Consider the following 19,259-nt stretch of genomic DNA (forward strand, 5'->3'; position numbering starts at 1 on the left):
GCTGAATATGGTATAAAGTTTGTTCTCACGGAAGAGAGCTACACATCAAAGGCAGACTTTCTTGCAAAAGACTATATCCCTGTGTATGAAAAGAACAGTTCAGGAAACTACTTTTTCTCAGGAAAGAGGATACAGAGAGGACTTTACAGGCACTACGATGGTACAATAACAAATGCAGACATAAATGGAGCTGCAAACATCTTAAGGAAAGTATTCCCAAAGGTAAGCCAATGGGATAGGGGCATAGTGGACATGCCCTGTTCTGCAGGCTGCATAGAGCATCCTACAGGTTCATGCCGCCATGCGGCATAACAGAAACCCTTTCTGACGTGGAGTCGGTGAGGGTAGTTCATATTTCCCACAGGTTATCAAGCTGCAAATTCTGCGACAGGATAGCAGCTTTTTCCGAAGGGAAAATTGCTGAGTATGGCAGACATGATGAACTAATTAATATACCATCAGGTATATACGCAAAAATGTTTGAGGCTCAGGCAAAATACTACAGAGATGTAAGTTGAGATAAGTAATTAAGTAGCGGGTGTATTTTTTGAATAAAATGCACCCGCTTACTTTTTTTCGTAAATAAACGCAATAATGGTAAAACACATAGCAATATTTGGGAGGTCTATAAGATGCGCAATTGTTAGAATGAGGGTGCTCGAGCACAGCTAGATTCTATTACACAACTATATGGAAGGAGATGCAAAAACAGGGAATGAAAAAAACTAGATTAATTGTTGGGGCATTAATGGGAGCTCTGGTATTTGGTTTATCTCCAATGAGCGTTAAGGCAGATAATCCAATCGTCCAGACAATTTACACAACAGATCCGGCACCGCTTGTTTATGGGGACACGGTGTATGTTTATACCGGACATGATGAGGATGGTGCTGATTACTATGACATGAGGGATTGGCATTGTTATTCAACAAAAGATATGACCAACTGGACAGATCATGGAGTTGTTTGCTCGCTCGGCACATTTAGCTGGGCTAAGAGTGATGCCTGGGCTGGTCAGGTTATTGAAAGAAATGGAAAGTTTTATTACTATGTGCCAGTTATTGCAAAAAGAGGCGGAAATTCTATAGGTGTAGCAGTATCAGATAGTCCTACGGGACCATTTAGAGATGCTATTGGAGGTCCTCTTTGTCAGGGCTACAGCTTTATCGATCCTACTGTATATATTGACGCAGATGGACAGGCTTATCTTTACTTTGGAAATGGGTCACTTTACTATGTTAAGCTTAATTCTAATATGACATCATATTCAGGTGGGATCAACAAGGTAAGCACAGGTTACAACAGCACATATGTTGAGGGACCATGGTTTTATAAAAGAGGAAATCTTTATTACATGCTCTATGCGGCAGGGGGTATTCCTGAGCACATTGCATATTCTACCAGTAATTCGCCAACAGGCCCATGGACTTATCGTGGAGTCATCATGCCTACAGAGGGTAGAAGCTTTACGAACCATTGTGGAGTAGTAGATTTTAAGGGCCATTCATATTTCTTTTACCATAATGGTGCGCTGCCGGGAGGAAGCGGATTCGCTCGTTCTGTTGCAGTGGAGGAATTTAAGTACAATTACGATGGCACTTTCCCTACTATCAAGATGAGTACCGCAGGACCTAAGGCTATCGCAACTCTTAATCCTTATAAAAAGGTTGAGGCTGAGACAATCTGTAATTCATCAGGAGTTGAGACAGAAAGCTGCAAAGAAGGCACCATGAACGTTGGCTATATAGAAAATGGTGACTGGATCAAGGTTGCAAACGTAGACTTTGGGAATGGTGCAAGCTCTTTTGACGCCAGAGTAGCGTCTCCCTATGGCGGTGGCAGGATAGAGCTGCATCTTGATGGGGTTAACGGCAAGCTGATTGGAACACTGGAAGCTGGTCAGACAGGGGATTGGCAGAAGTATGAGACCAGAACCTGCGAGGTTAGCGGTGCAAGCGGAGTACATGATTTATTCTTTGTATTTAAAGGAAATGGCGGATCTCTTTTAAACTTCAACTACTGGCAGTTTACAGCAGCCGGTGGAAGTCAGCCATCTCCAGCACCTGCGCCAAGTGGACAGAACATAAACAACAACTCAACTGCTACTATAAGTGATGGCTGGTATTATCTTAAGAACACAAATTCCCAGAAATATCTGACTGTTGAAGGAAATGCGTTTAATAACTGGACAAATGTATGCATCAGCAGCGGAACTGGAGCAGATGGCCAGAAGTGGTATGTGACAAATACAAGTGATGGATATATTACCCTTACAAGCGCGCTGGGCGATTATATGCTTGATATTTCCAATGGAAAAGATGAAGATGGCGCAAATATTGGTATTTATTATGGTTATTCAGGTGATGCTCAGAAGTTTGTTGTAAAGAATACCAAGACAAATGGAGTCTATACTATTGCTACAAAGGCTTCTAACCAGGTCAGATATATAGATGTGTATCAGCACAAAAAAGAAGACGGAGCAAATGTATGCCAGTGGCTATACTATGGAAATCCTAATCAGCAGTGGATTTTTGAACCTGTAAGCGCTCAGGCCGAGCCTACTCCTGAGCCTTCGCCTGAGCCAGAACCAGCACCTACCCCTACTCCAGAGCCGGAACCGGAACCAGTTGTAGTTACCACTGGACTTGAGCTTGGATATACCATAAATAGCTGGGGATCAGGATATCAGATAAGCTATAAGATTTCCAACAATACTGGGAACACAGTTAACGGATGGACATTAAAGATCAGAAAAGATCAGGTTAATATTGACTCCAGCTGGAATGTTAATATCGAGACTAGTGGCGATTATTATGTAATCACTCCAGTTGATTTTAACAAGTCTATCCCAAACGGCTCCAGTATTGAGTTTGGTTCAATCGGAGTTGGACAGATAGGTGATAGTTTTGAATACACATTAGAATAATCTAAAAAGCGCGCCGCAATGGATGCGCACTCGCGCGATAGGAATATGTTGCCTTCAGCAACCGCGCTCGGCGCGAGAATGTCGCAAGCGAAATTCTTTCTTGAATTTTATTGGATTTTTGCTGTAGGTTTATGAGAAAATGGACAGTGAAATAAGGATATAAAACATAGAGGGAATACGATGACTTCCAAGGATAGAGTACTTGAATTCTTAGAGAAAACTAGAGAAAACTATATTTCCGGAGAGGCCATGGCTGATAGCCTTGGCCTTTCAAGGAATGCTATATGGAAAGCCATAAACGAGCTTCGTAAGAAGGGATATGACATTGAGGCGGTCTCCAACAAGGGCTACAGGCTGGGGGATAGTAATGATATTGTATCTGCCCAGGGAATTCTGGCAAGCCTTGATGCTGTGGGCTTTAAGCCTTCAACTGACATGATCCACATTTATGATACCGTGGATTCTACCAACAAGGTGGCAAAAGAGATGGCTATAGCCGGAGCTTTGCACGGAACACTCGTAGTTGCAAGAGCTCAGGATGGAGGTCGTGGCAGAAGAGATCACAGCTTTTTCTCTCCCGAGGGAGGAATCTATATGAGCCTGATCCTCTCTCCAGATAAGTTAAAGAGCCTTGAACCTGACGTTATAACAACAACTACAGGTAATGCAGTTAAAAATGCTTTAAAATCGCTCTGTAACATTGATGCAACCATAAAACCCATCAACGACTTATTCATCGATGACAAAAAAATATGCGGAATCCTCACAGAATCCGGCACAGAGTTTGATTCTGGACTTGTCCAATGGATTGTAGTAGGAATCGGAATAAACTTTGACTCAGATCTTTCCAAATTCCCATCTGACTTAAAGTCTAAGGTAGCTTCCCTCTACGCACCAGGACAAGCGCCCATCACCAAAAACCAGCTCATCGCCGCCATCTACCAAGCCATCCTCGCCCGCTGACGTAACCAGCCGGGCAGGGGAAATTTGCTCGTTCAAAAAGATTTTTTGGCGGTTCTTTCGCTGGGATTTAAGGCGTTCCCAAAGATGCCCCAAAATCCTACGAATTAAACTCAGCTCGTTCCAGAATCCTTTTGGCGGGTGGATTTGATACTTGCGAGCGTTATAAAGAAGTTCCATTTTCTAATGCTCCCAAAAGCAGCCTTTCCCGCGCATGCGAAGCGTTGTCTGAAGCAGGACGGGAATAAACTGTATATATGGAAATGCCATCTGGCGCGCTTGCGCCATAAAAAAATGCGAAATCAACTTCTTCAAGTTTACTTGAAAGATTGATTTCGCATTTTTTGTTAACGCCCGCTTTGCGGGCTATGGCATTTCCTATTATAATTTGCCTACCCGTCCTGCAAGTTTACGCTGCAGCATGCGCTTTAAAAGAAAGGCTGCGGGAGCATCTAAGAAAATGTGAACTTCTTTGTCGCGAGTAAGATCAAATCTCTTGCCAAAAGTAGGGATTCTGGAATCGAGCTTCGGACAGGTAATTCGTAAACAGGATTTTGGGACACTTTGGGAAAGCTCTTAAATCCAGCAGCTCCTTCTTACGCCAAAAAACTCTTTCTTGAACATCGCAAGGCCCTGCCCTAGTGAAGCGATGGCGGTAATGTGCAGATTGTGGGTGCGAGGCTAAATTAGCGGGCGAGGATGGCTAGCTGGTTTGTTGCGCGTGACATTGCTGTGTAGAGGCAGTGCTTACCAAGTTCGGTGTCGGGGTAGGAGTCTGGGGTTAAGTCAGCAAGGATCACGTGGTCGAACTCAAGGCCCTTGGCATGCGCAAGTTCAATGAAGAAGGCACCACTCTTGGGAAGAGATTCGTGACCTTCTACCACTATGGGAGCGGCAGAGCCAAGCTTTTCTACAAGAGTGTCTATCTTGAACTGATTTCTGCAAATGATGGCAGTAAGACCTTCCTTGGAGCTATACTCTGTGATAAGAGCATTTAATTCAGCATAATACTCTGCATCGGAAGAGCAATTCTTTTCGTATACTGATTCTCCTGGCCTCTGGACAGAGGATACCAGCATCTTGCGCTCGGCAGGAAGAAGAGAAGAAAACTTCTCCGTAATCTCAGGTGAACTTCTATAGCTGGTCATAAGCGGAAGCTCTACAAACTGCTTACCATTCTCAGCGGCCATTTCCTTAATTTCTTCAAATGTTATTGTTCCCTCGCGGATAGCCTGGAACTCATCTCCAAGCAGCATAAAGCGCGCATTGGGGAAGAATTTACTAAAGATAAACAACTGAGCCTTAGTATAATCCTGCACTTCATCAACCATTACATAACGCATGTTACGGTCACACATGCCGGAAATTTCCATCTTAGTGTATAGCCATTCAGCAGCAGTGATATGCGAATGACCAAGGATTCTCTGGGCAATGTGAGTTATGTTGATCCAGCCAAAGTGCTTTATCTGCCTGAGCGCTACGCCAAAATCATTCTCAAGACGGTTATTTTCAGCCTTGTCTGAGCCGGCAACACTATCCGAGCTATCATCTAAGTTATCATCTGCCAGATTCTTTAAGTTATTTTTGGTTCTTTGTTCAAGCTCATCAGCACATATCTGGAACAGACGAACACCCATAGGAAACTGCTTATAGCCATTAACTACAGATAGAACTTCATTTTTGGTCATTACAAGTTTCTCTTTTTGCCTGATATCGCAGAAATCCTCAGCCTCTGGAGTCAGAGTGGGAAGCATGTCGTGGATCTTTTGCAGATTTTCAGCTTCTGTATAATCGTACTCATTGTCAGTAAAAGGAACATGGGTCATATCAAGGAATTCTTCCCAGGTAAGAGTAAGAGGATTGGTCTCACCCATATCAGGCAGAACTTCATCAATATATTCCCTGAATACCGGATTAAGCGTCATCAGGCAGACCTGATCCGGGCGCAAAGTGTTTCTCTTTTGGTAAAAGAGATATGCAATTCGCTGAAGTAGTACAGAAGTCTTGCCGCTTCCGGCGATTCCGTTTACTAAAAGTACAGGAACATCAGGGTAGCGGACCACTGTGTTCTGCTCCTTCTGAATAGTTGATGTGATGGCCTGCATCTTGTCTGAGTGGGCCTGAGATAAGGATCTAAGGAGCATAGGATCCTCTATGGCAATCTGGGTATCAAAATAAGAATTTAGCTTATCTTTATGAAGGTCAAACTGTCTGCGCAGCTTTAAATCCACAGGAATTTCTCTGTCTTCTACAGTGTAATGGGTATGGCCCATTTCCTGATTATAGTAAACTTCGGCGATTGGGGACCTCCAGTCTATTATCATCTGATCATAGCTGTTTTCAGAGATAGACGCGCGGCCTATATAGAAACTCTCTGGAGTTTCTTCATCACTAAACTGAAGCTCAATCTTGGCAAAATAAGGAGACTCCAGGAGCTTATTAACAGTTGAAAGTCTCTTTCCAAGGGAATTACTCTCTACATTGTAGGTATCGATATAGCGGTTCCAAACCTCAATTTCAGTGAGAGTTTCCATTGTTGTTTCTATATCAGCGTAGTCAAAACGAATGTTGTCTCTTATATCATTTTTATCCTCAACGGCCTTTTCATTAAGCTCAGAAATCTGGGACTCTAACTTATCTTTCATATCAAGTAGCTTTTTATAGGTCGAGCTTAAATGCTCTTGTTCTTTATTAAATATCTCTTTTTCCATAAAATCACCAATCACTTTCTCTACAGCCTGCTCACATATAGCTTGCGCTAGTGACAAATTCGCGCATTTTTGTCTAAGCTATAACCTCTTTTGTGTCTTATCAGTATAACACATTATGAGGGTTGACAGATTGGTCTACAGGGTATAAACTAACAATACAAAGTCTATATAAAATAGACCAACAAGAGGTAGAGATTATGGCCGTAGAATTTGGAGAGGTTCAGATGAAGTTTGCTGAACTTATTTGGGAGAAAGAGCCTGTGGGCTCAGGAGAATTGGTGAAGTTATGCGCTGAGAGGTTTGAGTGGAAGAAGTCCACTACCTACACTGTTCTTAAAAAGCTATGTGAGAAGGGGCTTTTTCAGAACATCGACGGAGTCGTAACTTCTAAGATATCCAAGGAAGAGTTTTACACTAAAAAGAGCGAGGAATTTGTTGAAGAGGCCTTTGGTGGATCATTACCAGCTTTTTTGGCAGCATTTACTTCTCATCAGAAACTTTCCAAGAACGAGATAGACGCTATACGTAACATCATAGACAGGGCAAAAGAGTAACACCTTCAGACAGGAAAAGGGTGACAGTATGGGGACAATCTTTTTTAAGGTAATAGAAATGAGTATAGCAGCAGTCATGCTGATGATTGCTGTAGCTTTTATAAGAATTCCGCTTAAAAAAGCACCAAAATGGTTCATGGGATTATTGTGGGCTATAGTGGCGCTAAGACTTATGGTTCCAGTGCAGATAACAGCTCATGTGGGCTTTATGCCGGATTTTGGCAATGTTATAGAGCGCTTTTTTGATAAGGAAGAGGCAGTGGATGAGGAGGCTGCAGAGTTAACAGATGCACCCATTGCGATATCTGGCGGGATTTACGATACTATGGATATTACAAATAAGTCAGAGTCTCTTACCACTGCGCCTGAAATAGCAGATCAGAGCAACGCTCAGGCTGAATTATTACAGAATGAGGCTGATAAGACATCTGTGGCCGATAAGGGAATTCCTGCTATTTTTGTAGTCATCTGGCTTATTGGTATGCTGGGCGTTTTGGCCTATGGCGCATTTAGCTATATCGTTATAAAGAGGAAGACTAGCGCATCCATTAGATATATCTCCGGAGAAAGGATCTATGTATGCGATGAAATAGATACTCCATTTATCTTTGGCGTGTTTAAGCCGGCAATTTACATGCCATCTGGCCTTGATGCCAAGACCATCAAGAATGTTCTTGTGCATGAAAAGGCGCATTTGCAGCGCTTTGATCACATTAGAAAACAACTAGGTTTTATGATTCTGGCAGTTCACTGGTTTAATCCGCTTGTGTGGCTTTCTTACATCCTGTTCTGCAGAGACATTGAACTTGCCTGCGATGAACGTGTTATCGCCAGGATGAACCTTAGGCAAAAGAAATCCTATGCCAAGTCTCTTCTTGACTGCAGTACTGGAAGAAGGCTTGTATTTGCCTATCCACTTGCCTTTGGGGAAGTGGGAGTTGGAACAAGAGTCAGACAGATTTTTAACTACAAAAGGCCTACAGCGTGGCTCGTTACATTACTTATAGTCGTTTGTGGCGCCCTTTCAATCTGCTCATTTACTAAGGCTGCAGAAAAAGTAGTTGTTGTTCCATTCCCGCTAGAGGCTTTAGACGAGCTTGAACAGACTACTAGTGAGAGCACAAAAGTAGAAGTGACTCTTCCAGCGCCAATTGTATGGGAAGCGCAAGAGATAGTAGAAAGAAATCTTTTAGAACAGGAAAAACAGTCAGGAATCACTAATCCCAAGGAAGATGGTGTGGTCAATCTTCCCTATACAGAAGGAACCAGAAATCAGGCTGATAACATGCCTCATAATAATGGAGATGAGGCTGCCGTTTATGTTAATGAGGGGAATGAAGCGGTAGGTGTCAGTGTTTCTAATGATACAGTAAACGTTTCTGTAAAAGATGGAAATGAAAATATAAATGTTAGCGCTAATAAAAATGATCCGGTAGTGAAAGAAGCTGTTGGGGCTGCAGAAAATATATTAAATGATCTGGATAAGGTTATTTCATCTGATGAAGATTTAAACAAACTGGTTAATGATTCATTGGATCATGCAATGGAGGAAGTACAAGACGAAGTTATAGATGAAATATTTGATGAATTAGATGATGAGGGAATTCGCTTATTTGGCCTCTTCCCATGATATTAAAGGAGGGCAGCAATGGTTGATAAGAGAAATATGGCTATTTGTGCGGCTGCGCAAGAGGCCGGTATTTTAGAGCAGGACATGAGAAATACTTTAGTATCGCACCAGGATGGACTTATAAATATTTGTTTTACAACAGAATGGATGATGTATGAATGCTATGTAGATGAAGAATCCCTTGAAGTTCTGGGATTTGATTACAGGCCATTGCCTGTAAATATGCTACTTGCAGAACTTCCCGAGTCAGGTCAGGATGCTTCCTGATGATCATTGACTCTATCTCTCTCCGAGAACATAAAAATGGTGGCAGAGCCGTGTCTGCCACCATTTTTGTCGTGCTTAATTCTTTAGGTTTAGCCCCTCATCACTGCTGATTTGGATACTGATTATTCATATAAGTCTGATTCTGGAACTGATTGTTCTGGTAATTCATATTGTTCTGAGTAGTGCCCGCAAACTGGTTCTGGCCTGGCATCTGAGGGTTTGCATATTGATTATTCATATATGCCTGATTCTGGAACTGAGGGTTTGCATACTGCCCATTTGCATACTGGTAATTCTGATACTGCATAGCAGCAGCCTGCTTGGCAAGTTTATTTGCCTTGAACAACTTGATTGCAAAGAATAAACATACAGCAAAGATTATTACAAATACAAGTCCTACTATAGCAAGTGTTGTACCCATTGATTTGGCGGCTTCAACAGCTTCTTCTCCATGTAAAGTCTCGCCGTTTACAGTCATATCAGCTGATTCTGGGTTTGCAAGAAACACAATTCCCACAAGGCCAAAGATAAAACCAAGAAATGCATTAAATGCGCCAACTACGCATAAAATAATGCCTCCAACTAATTTCCCTGATCCACTTTTTTGATTCATTTTTACTCCTCCATAGTCTCATTTTTATGAGATCTTTTATATATTTTTGCAGCGCGCAGATGAGTAGGAAGACTAACCGTCTTCTTCAACTACGCGGTGAATGATTATAGCACAATCATCCAAAAATAGAAATGGCATAGTGAACTAATAGCCCTGCAGAACTAGCAGCAAGTGCAAAGAAAGCTATACCAACGCCAATGCAGATGCGGCTTGCAACTTTTTTTCTGGTATCCTTGGAAAAATGCTTGCCTGTAATAAGAAGCACAGTTCCGCCGACGAGACCTGTAAAGAACATTCCTATCAGGATTGATGCAACTACGATGACGATTATAAGAAATACAGCCATCAAAAATATTATTGCAATAACTCCTAATCCACCCACAACACTTTCCTCCTTTGAACAAATAGTTCTTATAGCATGATTAAAACATAGAATCATATGCTTATAAACTTGCAATATTGAGAAATACACCCTAATATCTCATAAAATTTCGCATATTGCAATGCTGTGACAGACATTAATGATCGGTAATGGAGTTTATTTTATTAGCATAGTGATTTTAAATTGAATATATTTGCACGATATTTTATCATTATATTAGATGTTAAATGTGACAATTCACTTTAGAATCAAGGAATTTCTGCGTACATGATTGAAATATGCCCGTAGAAATCAACAATTTAGGGTGCACAAGGAGAAAAAGTATGAGGGTAAAGATAACACTTGCTATGGCTACAAGCCTTTTGACAGCAGCTCTTATGTCAACGACAGTTTATGCTGGAACAAATGAACTTACAGGGCTTGAGGTAAGCGATGCTATTGCTGGGCAGAGACCTGTAGCAATCATGGTGGATAATGAAAAGAAAGCTCTAAACCACTATGGAACAGCAGAGGCAGATATTGTCTACGAAATGATGAACAGTACTGCCAATAGCAGAGTTACAAGGCTCATGTGTCTTTATAAGGACTGGGCTAATCTTCAGCAGACAGGAAGTATCAGAAGTACCAGAACTACTAACGTAATGCTGGCAGATGAATATAATGCAGTTCTTATTCATGATGGAGGGCCTTTTTATATAAATACATATTTGGCTCAGCCCTATGCTGCTCATATTAGCGGCGGATTTACCCGTGTCAAGAACGGCAAACCAAGGGAGTTTACTGAATATGTATTTGGTCAGGAGCTTGTAAACAGGTTTGCAAAGAGTGGCATTTCTTCTAATTATACAGTGGCACCCGAAAGAGGAACTCATTTCATATTTAATGCTGCTGATGCAGATTTAGGAAGCGGCGTGGTTGTTAATAATATTGATATGTCAAATGTCTTTTACCACAATAAGAGTAAGCTGTGCTTTAATGCTGCAACAAGGACTTATGACTATTATGAATACGGCAATATTCATACAGATGCAGAAGATGGTCAGGTTCTTACCTTTAAGAATGTTATCCTTCAAAATACATCTTTTACGCAGCTTGATAAGAATGGTTATATGACCTACAACGTGATAGGCACTGGTGTTGGCTACTATATTACAAATGGCCAGGCTATTCCTATTACCTGGTCCAAGGCAAGTGAAACCGGAATGACACATTATTTTAATGCGTCAGGTCAGGAGATCAGCGTAAACAGGGGAAAGACCTATATTGGACTTATTCCTTCTGACACCTGGAACAATCTGGTTTTGAATTGAATAATTTGATTTTTATTATTTTTCTCTTGATATTTATTAATATCACTGGTATATTATACACAATAGATGCATAAATATACATTAATTTGCATAAAATCAGGAGGATATTATGAAGAATAAAATTATATCTGTAGTACTTGTTGCAATGATGATGGTAGCTTCACTTGCCGGATGTGGTAGTTCATCAAGCTCTAAAGAGACTCTTGTAGTTGGAACTAACGCAGCGTTTCCACCTTTTGAATATATTGGTGATGATGGTAATCCAGACGGCTTTGATGTGGCACTTATAAAGGCTATCGGTGAGAAGATAGGCATGGATGTCCAGATTCAGGATATGGAATTTGACTCACTTGTATCTTCAATTGGTGGCAAGATTGACGTAGCAATCGCTGGAATGACTGTAACAGAAGAGAGACAGAAGACAGTTGATTTCTCAGATCCATATTATGAGGCTGTTCAGGCTGTTATTGTTCCTAAGGGATCAGCAATTGCAACAGCAGATGATCTCAAAAACTGCAAGATTGGTGTTCAGCTTGGAACAACTGGTGAATTCATCGCGGATGAAATCGAGGGAGCAGAGGTTTCAGCCTACAATAAGGCCATTGATGCAGTTAACGATTTGAATAATGGAAGACTTGACCTTGTTATTGTTGATAAGAACCCTGCAGCTGTTTTTGGAACACAGTATGCTGACCAGGTTGATGTTATCGACGGCTCTGCCTTTGACTTTGAAGCTGAATTTTATGCAATCGCTCTTCCTAAGGGAAATACAGAGCTTGCAGAGAAGATCAACAATGCTATTGCTGAACTTAAGAAGGATGGAACTTATGATAGTCTCATCGCTAAGTACATTGAGGAGTAATTAGGAATATATGACTCTACAGGAACGTTTTATTGCCGCTTTTATTGAGAGCGACCGCTGGAAATTATATATATCAGGTCTTGGAATCACGCTTGAGATAGCTCTTTTTGCAGGAATCATAGGAATTATCATTGGTACACTGCTAGCGCTTATGAAGCTTTCTACAACAGAAGACGGCAAGCCTACAATTCCAAACTATATTGCAACTATATACATTGATGTTATCAGAGGAACACCAAGTGTACTGCAGCTTCTTATCATGTGGTTCATTATTATGGCTTCTTCAAACAACGGTATATTGGTGGCATCTCTTTCTTTTGGAATAAACTCAGGGGCCTATGTGGCAGAAATTGTAAGGGGAGGAATCCTTGCAGTAGATAAGGGCCAGATGGAGGCAGGAAGAAGCCTTGGCTTGTCCAAGTGGGCAACTATGCGCTACATCATCCTTCCTCAGGCTGTCAAGAATGTTATTCCACCTCTTGGAAATGAGTTTATTACGCTTATCAAGGAGACTGCGATAGTGGGTTATGTAAGTCTTACGGACCTTACTAGAGTAGCTAACCAGATTGCATCAAGGACGTATGATGCATTTATGCCTCTTATCGGGGTAGCAGTGATCTATTTCGTGATCATAAAGCTGCTGACCATTTTCCTTGGCAAAATAGAGAGGAGGATGCGCAGAAGTGATATCCGTTAAGAATTTATGTAAAGAATTTAAGAATACAGATGGTAGTGTCACCAAGGTTCTAAAGGGAATCAACTACGAGATAAACAAGGGCGAGAAAATAGTTATTGTTGGACCTTCAGGATCTGGTAAGAGTACTTTTTTAAGGTGCCTTAACCTTATGGAGAGACCTACTTCAGGCCATATTATCTTTGATGATGTTGATATAACTGACTCTAAGGTTAACATTAATAAGGTAAGAGAGCGCATGGGAATGGTTTTCCAGCACTTTAATCTCTTTAACAACCTGACAGTTATGCAGAATCTGACACTAGCCCCTGTTAAGCTTGGGATAATGTCAGAATCCGAGGCCAAAGAGAAAGCAAAGGGCCTTCTTGAAAGGGTTAATCTCCTTGATAAAGCTGATGTTTACCCGATTTCTTTATCTGGTGGTCAGAAGCAGAGAATTGCAATTGTTCGCTCACTATGCATGAATCCTGAGGTTATCTTGTTCGATGAGCCTACATCAGCTCTTGACCCGGAAATGGTAGGAGAGGTTCTTGATGTTATGAAACAGCTTGCAGACGAGGGTATGACTATGGTTGTTGTAACTCACGAGATGGGCTTCGCCAAAGAGGTAGCAACAAAGGTTCTTTTTGTGGATGAAGGACAGATCCTTGAAGAAAACACTCCGGAGGAATTCTTTGGAAATCCGCAGAGCAAGCGCCTTCAGGAGTTTTTATCCAAGGTGTTATGATGGGCAGAAATGCTCAAAAATGTGTTGCAAATGCTAGATATTTTCCTTCGGAATGATATAAAATAGGACTTAAACTGGATACTTAATGTATCCAGTTTTTTAAGTGGAGGATATATGGATAATCTGGTAATTGCAACAAATGCAGTAGTCCCTTTTATGGTGTACATTTTGATCGGCGCCACAGCTAGAAAGCTTGGCCTGGTAAAAGAGACCTTTCTTAGGGAATTAAATAGTGTTATTTTTCGCGTTTTTTTCCCATTCATAATGTTTAATAATCTCTATGATGCGGATTTTAGCACGCTAAAAGATGCTGGCTACGTGCTGTTTGCGCTGGTGGCAACTCTTATTGTTGTAGTTATCTCTTTTTTCGTTGTTCCTCTTTTTGAAAAAGATAACAGGAGAAGAGGCGTAATAGAACAAGCTATATTTAGGAGTAATTCTGTTTTGTTTGCTATTCCTCTTGCTAACAGTGTCTTGGGAGCAGAAGCCAGCACTAAGAGTAGTATTATCGTGGCTTTCCTTGTGCCTGTTTATAATATCTGCTCAGTTTTTATCTTGGAATATTACAGAGGTGGCAAGGCTTCCGCTGGGGTAGTTGTTAAAAATGTTCTCAAGAACCCGCTTATTGTTGGTGCTATAGCAGGCGCAATCTTCAATATTTTGCCTGTAACTATGCCGACTTGCCTGGTCAAGCCAATTACGCAGCTATCAGATCTGGCAACACCTATGGCACTTTTTGTACTTGGTGGAACTCTTCATTTTTCTGACCTTCGAAAGAATGCCTTTCCACTTGCAGTTGGTACAGGTATCAAGCTGATCGTGCTTCCAGCGCTTATTACCTATATTATGGCTTTGATGAATTATGGACCTTCTGAACTGTTTGCTGTATTTTGTATGTTTGCAACACCGGTTGCCGCCGCTTCTTTTCCTATGGCTCAGAGTATGGATGCAGATGCAGACCTTGCTGGGGAGTATGTAGTTGTCAGTACGCTGCTGGCCATTGTGACTATTTTTATCTGGATTATAGTACTCAAGAACCTGGGACTAATATGACAAAATAAGGGTTAAATTTGCTGCAATAGGGGGATTATTATGCGAAACAAGACTTTGCGTAAATGGGTGCTTTTTTTTGACAGGATTTCCTACAAACTATTTGTGACTATCTGCGTCAGCGCGCTTGTTGGCATTTTTATGGTGTTCATGGTGGTCAACACTCTTATGATAATGCACTCCAACAACCAGAAGATGGCTCAGAAGGAGGCACAGGTGACTACTCAGAATATGGTGTATAGCGTGGAGGAGAGGCTTGAAAATCTCCGCCAGTATTACCTTTATTCTGCTATGAATGATGATCTTGGCTGGTTTTTAAATAACCGTCTTGCATATTCTGATTATGCCAGGTATAAGGTTATAGATTCGGCACTTGGCAATAATGCATTATTTCCCAATTACATCAATAATTATGTCATAGTAAATATTGCAAATAACAGGGTTATTAGTACCAGAGGTATCTATGACTTTTCTGAGATGATCAATAAAGAAGAAATTCTAAACATCTATGAGAACAACACTCAGGAGGTTAACAGAGGAAACTGGGTTTATGTTCCTGATGGTACAGATGTAGATAGCAGATACCTTCAGTATCACTTGACGGTGGATACTAAGGGGCTTAATTATGTGCTAAATCTCCCACTTGGTACATATGCCTCTAAGGGTTTTCTTCTTGTAAATGTAGAAACACAGGAATGGAAGCGCTGGATCTGGGAGGGAGTAAGTATTTCAGGCAAGGCTGTCTGTGTGCTGGATAATGATGGAAATGTGATCTATGCCTCTAACTCTGGTTTTTCTGAGCAGTGCCAGAAAAAGTTTTCTTCAGATCAGCCTATGAAGCCCTCTAGAATGGATGTTCAAGGAACAAGCAGTATTGTATCTGGCGCATCTTCCAGCATTCTTGGTTGGAATTATTATGTGGCCTATGATTATGGGACTTTTTTGGGAGCTACCTGGAAACTGATAATTGAGTTTCTGATAGCGGTTATGGCGCTTGCGCTTCTAAGCTTTGTTTCCCTTCGACATGCCATATATCAGCCTGTGGAGCGACTAATTAAGGAAGTTACTGATGATAAAGAGCCCCTGGTTTCTGGAAACGAGCTCCAATTCCTGGCTGGCCAGTTTGCAAACCTAAAGAATGACAAGGAAGCCCTTGATCAGGCCATGATCCAGCGTAGGAAGAGACTTGCTGAACTATTTGAGATGAGACTTATTCGAAGCGCTGTTTCCGCTGAAGATGAGTGGGAGGAATACGTCAAGGTTCTGGGGCTTACCAGGCATAAGTTATATGCTACTGTGGCAATCATACCAGATCTTAGGGACACTTCAATATCTGAGGATGAGATAAATGAAGATGCTTACTGTCTTTCTCTTGCAGAAAGCCTGCCGGATTCTTTGAAGAATATGCCCTGGCTTCCTCTTATTTATGATTCCTGTACGCTTACATGCATCTTTGCAGATGATACGGAAGAGGCGCTGCTGGCGCAGATTTCCAGATATAATAAGGCGGTAAAAGAGTTTACTTATTCAAGCTTCGGTTTCCAGATACAGATGGGAGTAAGCGAGCTCCATACCCAGTACAGACATTTGGGAAGAGCCTACCACGAAAGCGTTTTTGCTCTTCAATATGAACCTGATACCAGGGAGAGTTCAGAAAGTGATTGTCGCTTCTACATTCAGTCATCAAGAGCTGCAGAAGAAGAGATAAATCTCCATAAATATGAAAAAGAAATCTGTGATGGCCTAAAGGCTATGGATAAAGCCCAGTGTTACAGGCTGCTTGATGACTTTACTGACAGGCTCAGAACCTTTGGGGAATGGGCTGTTGCGTCAGTGTACTTCGCTGCTCTGATCGATAGGATCCTGATGGAAGCTATTGGTATGAAGATTGACATATTGATACTGTGTCCTGAGGGCCTTCACAAGCTGTATCAGCAGATCATGGAAGCAGGGGATGTAAAAAGGGTCAGAAAGAACATGAAAAAGATGCTCATCGACCCAATCCTTCAGGAGAGAAGTAAGCTCCTTGTTGATCAGTCCTACCAGATGATGGCTGAGATTGAGCAGAAACTGGCTGACTCCAAGGGAAATATAACCCTTAACGAGTGTGCAGATGAGCTTAATGTGACACCTGCCTACATTTGGAAGATATTAAAGGCTGAAAGAGGCAAGACTTTTAGCGAGTATCAGGAGCAGTACAAGATTGAAGAGGCCAAAAAACTATTGCAGACAAATCTTTCGGTTTCAGATATAGCTAATGAGTTAGGATATACTAATGCACAGAACTTTATCCGTTTCTTTAGTAAGGGAACAGGCTTAACACCTGGAAAATATCGCAAACTAACCTACGGATCCATTTAAAAACGAATTTAATAACAGCTGCTTTTTAAAAAGTATCATTTTCTTTTTTGAGCCCCAAAAAGGGTGTTAGAAAATGATACTTTTGTGCATTTTGTACAATTTGAAAGCGCCTGAATTATGATAATCAGTCAAAAATAATATGATTATAGATGTTAGGAGAGGGCAAAGTTATCATAATCATGTAAAAAGCTTGTGAGAGCCGATTACATTTGTGGAATACCACAAAGGGATGAAAAAGGGAAGAAGGAGAGGCGTATGGCAAAAGCAAAAAAGCAGCTGATCAAGATGGCAGACGGATCTGTATTTGAAGCCAACAGGACCAGTAATGCAAAGTATTTCAAGCAGCATATGTGGTTATACTTTATGCTGCTTCCGGGTCTTATCTACATGATCCTATTTAGATACGTGCCAATGGGCGGACTTGTTATTGCATTTAAAGACTATAGTCCATTCAAAGGCTTGTGGGGAAGCGACTGGGTAGGATTTGCAAATTTTACCAGGTTTTTTAGTAATAATGATTTTAGGAAACTATTGGTAAATACATTGGGAATCAGCTTACTGCAGCTGGTTTTGTATTTCCCGGCACCAATTATTTTGTCTTTATTCTTAAATGAAGTAAGACATAACGTTTATAAGAGACTGGTACAGACACTGGTTTATATTCCACACTTTGTATCCTGGGTTATCATCGCAAGTTTGACCTATCAGTTATTTAATGTAACAGATGGTGTTATCAACATCATATACAAGATGGTAACAGGAAATACCTTCGATATCCTGTCTAAGGCATCTGCCTTCTGGGGACTTATCGTAGGTCAGGACATATGGCGTGAGACCGGTTATGGAACTATCGTATTTTTGGCAGCTTTATCAGGAGTTGATCAGGAATTGTATGAAGCAGCCAAGGTTGATGGTGCAGGCCGCTGGAGACTTATGTGGCACATTACACTTCCGGCTATCAGAGGAACCATCATCATGATGCTGATCCTTAGAGTTGGCGGCATCTTGAATACAGGCTATGAGCAGATTTTCCTTATGAGAAATGACCTGAACATCGCAAGGGCAGAAGTATTTGATACCTATATTTATACAAAGGGTATTAAAAATGGTATGTATTCATTCTCCTCAGCAGTTGGTATGTTCAAGTCAGTAGTTGGAATGATCCTGGTTCTTTTGTCTGACAGAGTTGCAAAATGGTTTGGCGAAAGCGGAATTTACTAGAAAGGAGGAGACGGAATGTCTAAAACAAAATACCAGACTGGCGTAAGAGTTCAGAAAAGCGTCGGTGACAAAATTGTAGATGTGATCATCTATGTTGTTCTTGGACTTATTGCAATAAGCACTATATTACCGTTCCTCTATGTGTTTGCAGGATCTTTTGCAACGGAAAAAGAACTTACAGAAAAAGCATTTTTCATAGTCCCATCAGTATGGTCCTTAAATGCTTATAGGTATGCCATAAAAACAGCTAACATTTTAAGAGGACTTAGGAACTCAATAATCCTGACTGCACTTGGAACAGTAATGTGTATGCTCTTTTCGCTTACCTTTGCATATCCACTTTCCAAGACACACTTCAGGGGCAGAAATTTTGTGATGAATATGGTCATTGTAACCATGCTCTTTAGTGGTGGTATGATCCCCTCTTTCATCGTATATAAGGCCTATGGCCTGTACGATACCTATTGGGCTCTGATCTTACCAGGACTTATCAGTCCCTTTAACATGATCATCATTAAGAAGTTCTTTCAGGGACTTCCTGTGGAGCTTGATGAGGCTTCCTATATGGATGGAGCCAATGATCTGCAGATATTCCTTAAGGTAGCACTTCCTCTTTCAAAGCCTGTTATTGCATCCATTGCTCTTTTCTATGGTGTAGGCTTCTGGAATGACTACTTTGGATCAATGATCTACCTTCAGACGACGGAGAAATATCCTATTCAGATCCAGCTTCGTTCTATCATACTTCAGTCATCTACTATTGTAGATAACATGGTCAATGATTTTGACATCAACGGAACACCGCCGGATAAAGCGGTTAAGATGGCTTGTACAGTAATAGCTACAGTGCCTATTTTGTGCGTATATCCTTTCGTACAGAAGTATTTCACTAAGGGTGTTATGGTTGGCGCGGTTAAGGGCTAAGAGACACTTATCTTTATACAACAAATGTTCAGGGAATAGTCCCTACAGATAATTTTTTACCTAATAA

The 19,259-nt window shown here is 41.2% G+C and carries 17 protein-coding genes and 1 pseudogene; 15 read left to right on the forward strand and 3 right to left on the reverse strand.

Features of this window, described 5'->3' with window-relative positions; genetic code table 11:
• The 4 genes and pseudogenes from G631_RS21225 to G631_RS19475 all read left to right on the forward strand — a co-directional run.
• Window positions 1-312 (forward strand): annotated as a pseudogene (locus G631_RS21225) (RNA-guided endonuclease InsQ/TnpB family protein); the annotation flags it as partial.
• Window positions 313-338: 26 nt separating this feature from the next.
• The gene (locus tag G631_RS0115265; protein WP_155833946.1) at window positions 339-518 is read left to right on the forward strand and encodes a hypothetical protein; all 180 of its coding nucleotides are present in this window, start codon (window positions 339-341) and stop codon (window positions 516-518) included.
• A gap of 197 nt (window positions 519-715) precedes the next feature.
• The gene (locus tag G631_RS20780) at window positions 716-2,926 is read left to right on the forward strand and encodes a family 43 glycosylhydrolase (protein WP_081671380.1); all 2,211 of its coding nucleotides are present in this window, start codon (window positions 716-718) and stop codon (window positions 2,924-2,926) included.
• A 180-nt stretch (window positions 2,927-3,106) separates the two neighbouring features.
• Window positions 3,107-3,889, forward strand: a complete 783-nt coding sequence (locus G631_RS19475) for a biotin--[acetyl-CoA-carboxylase] ligase (RefSeq protein ID WP_035789899.1) — start codon at window positions 3,107-3,109, stop codon at window positions 3,887-3,889.
• A gap of 683 nt (window positions 3,890-4,572) precedes the next feature.
• On the opposite strand, the gene G631_RS0115285 is transcribed toward G631_RS19475, so the two are convergent.
• Window positions 4,573-6,597: a HelD family protein gene (locus tag G631_RS0115285; RefSeq protein ID WP_035789905.1), complete on the reverse strand. Its 2,025-nt coding sequence runs from the start codon at window positions 6,595-6,597 to the stop codon at window positions 4,573-4,575.
• 197 nt (window positions 6,598-6,794) lie between these two features.
• Here G631_RS0115285 and G631_RS0115290 point away from each other — a divergent pair, with 197 nt between their 5' ends.
• From G631_RS0115290 to G631_RS0115300, 3 genes are read left to right on the forward strand one after another with little or no spacing between them, the layout of a single operon-like run.
• Window positions 6,795-7,151, forward strand: coding sequence for a BlaI/MecI/CopY family transcriptional regulator (locus G631_RS0115290; RefSeq protein WP_026490183.1), 357 nt, complete (start codon window positions 6,795-6,797; stop codon window positions 7,149-7,151).
• A 28-nt stretch (window positions 7,152-7,179) separates the two neighbouring features.
• Entirely contained in the window at window positions 7,180-8,781 is a 1,602-nt protein-coding gene (locus tag G631_RS19480; protein ID WP_051197315.1) for a M56 family metallopeptidase, read from the forward strand.
• Window positions 8,782-8,799: 18 nt separating this feature from the next.
• Window positions 8,800-9,048, forward strand: a complete 249-nt coding sequence (locus G631_RS0115300) for a hypothetical protein (RefSeq protein WP_026490184.1) — start codon at window positions 8,800-8,802, stop codon at window positions 9,046-9,048.
• A 100-nt stretch (window positions 9,049-9,148) separates the two neighbouring features.
• Here the strand turns inward: G631_RS0115300 and G631_RS0115305 are convergent, their stop codons facing one another.
• Together G631_RS0115305 and G631_RS0115310 are read right to left on the reverse strand one after the other, a co-directional pair.
• Entirely contained in the window at window positions 9,149-9,661 is a 513-nt protein-coding gene (locus G631_RS0115305; protein WP_026490185.1) for a hypothetical protein, read from the reverse strand.
• 115 nt (window positions 9,662-9,776) lie between these two features.
• Window positions 9,777-10,043, reverse strand: a complete 267-nt coding sequence (locus G631_RS0115310) for a hypothetical protein (protein WP_026490186.1) — start codon at window positions 10,041-10,043, stop codon at window positions 9,777-9,779.
• A gap of 323 nt (window positions 10,044-10,366) precedes the next feature.
• Between G631_RS0115310 and G631_RS0115315 the strand changes: the two genes are divergently transcribed.
• From G631_RS0115315 to G631_RS0115350, 8 genes are all read left to right on the forward strand, one after another.
• Window positions 10,367-11,353: a DUF3048 domain-containing protein gene (locus G631_RS0115315; RefSeq protein ID WP_026490187.1), complete on the forward strand. Its 987-nt coding sequence runs from the start codon at window positions 10,367-10,369 to the stop codon at window positions 11,351-11,353.
• 109 nt (window positions 11,354-11,462) lie between these two features.
• Window positions 11,463-12,215, forward strand: a complete 753-nt coding sequence (locus G631_RS0115320) for a basic amino acid ABC transporter substrate-binding protein (RefSeq protein WP_026490188.1) — start codon at window positions 11,463-11,465, stop codon at window positions 12,213-12,215.
• A gap of 10 nt (window positions 12,216-12,225) precedes the next feature.
• Entirely contained in the window at window positions 12,226-12,912 is a 687-nt protein-coding gene (locus G631_RS0115325) for an amino acid ABC transporter permease (RefSeq protein WP_026490189.1), read from the forward strand.
• Window positions 12,899-13,636: an amino acid ABC transporter ATP-binding protein gene (locus G631_RS0115330; protein ID WP_026490190.1), complete on the forward strand. Its 738-nt coding sequence runs from the start codon at window positions 12,899-12,901 to the stop codon at window positions 13,634-13,636. The genes G631_RS0115325 and G631_RS0115330 overlap by 14 nt, the downstream gene beginning before the upstream one ends.
• A gap of 114 nt (window positions 13,637-13,750) precedes the next feature.
• Window positions 13,751-14,689 carry an AEC family transporter gene (locus G631_RS0115335; protein ID WP_026490191.1) on the forward strand — a complete coding sequence of 313 codons (939 nt, stop codon included), beginning with the start codon at window positions 13,751-13,753 and terminating at the stop codon, window positions 14,687-14,689.
• A 39-nt stretch (window positions 14,690-14,728) separates the two neighbouring features.
• Complete coding sequence (locus G631_RS0115340; protein ID WP_026490192.1) at window positions 14,729-17,047, forward strand: helix-turn-helix transcriptional regulator; 2,319 nt, start codon at window positions 14,729-14,731, stop codon at window positions 17,045-17,047.
• Between the two features lie 255 nt (window positions 17,048-17,302).
• Window positions 17,303-18,268 (forward strand): ABC transporter permease, encoded by a 966-nt coding sequence (locus G631_RS0115345; protein WP_207637880.1) that lies wholly within the window; start codon window positions 17,303-17,305, stop codon window positions 18,266-18,268.
• Between the two features lie 15 nt (window positions 18,269-18,283).
• Entirely contained in the window at window positions 18,284-19,192 is a 909-nt protein-coding gene (locus G631_RS0115350; RefSeq protein ID WP_026490194.1) for a carbohydrate ABC transporter permease, read from the forward strand.
• Window positions 19,193-19,259: the final 67 nt, after the last annotated feature.

It is taken from the genome of Butyrivibrio sp. XBB1001, assembly GCF_000424505.1.
Taxonomy (GTDB): Bacteria; Bacillota; Clostridia; order Lachnospirales; family Lachnospiraceae; genus Butyrivibrio.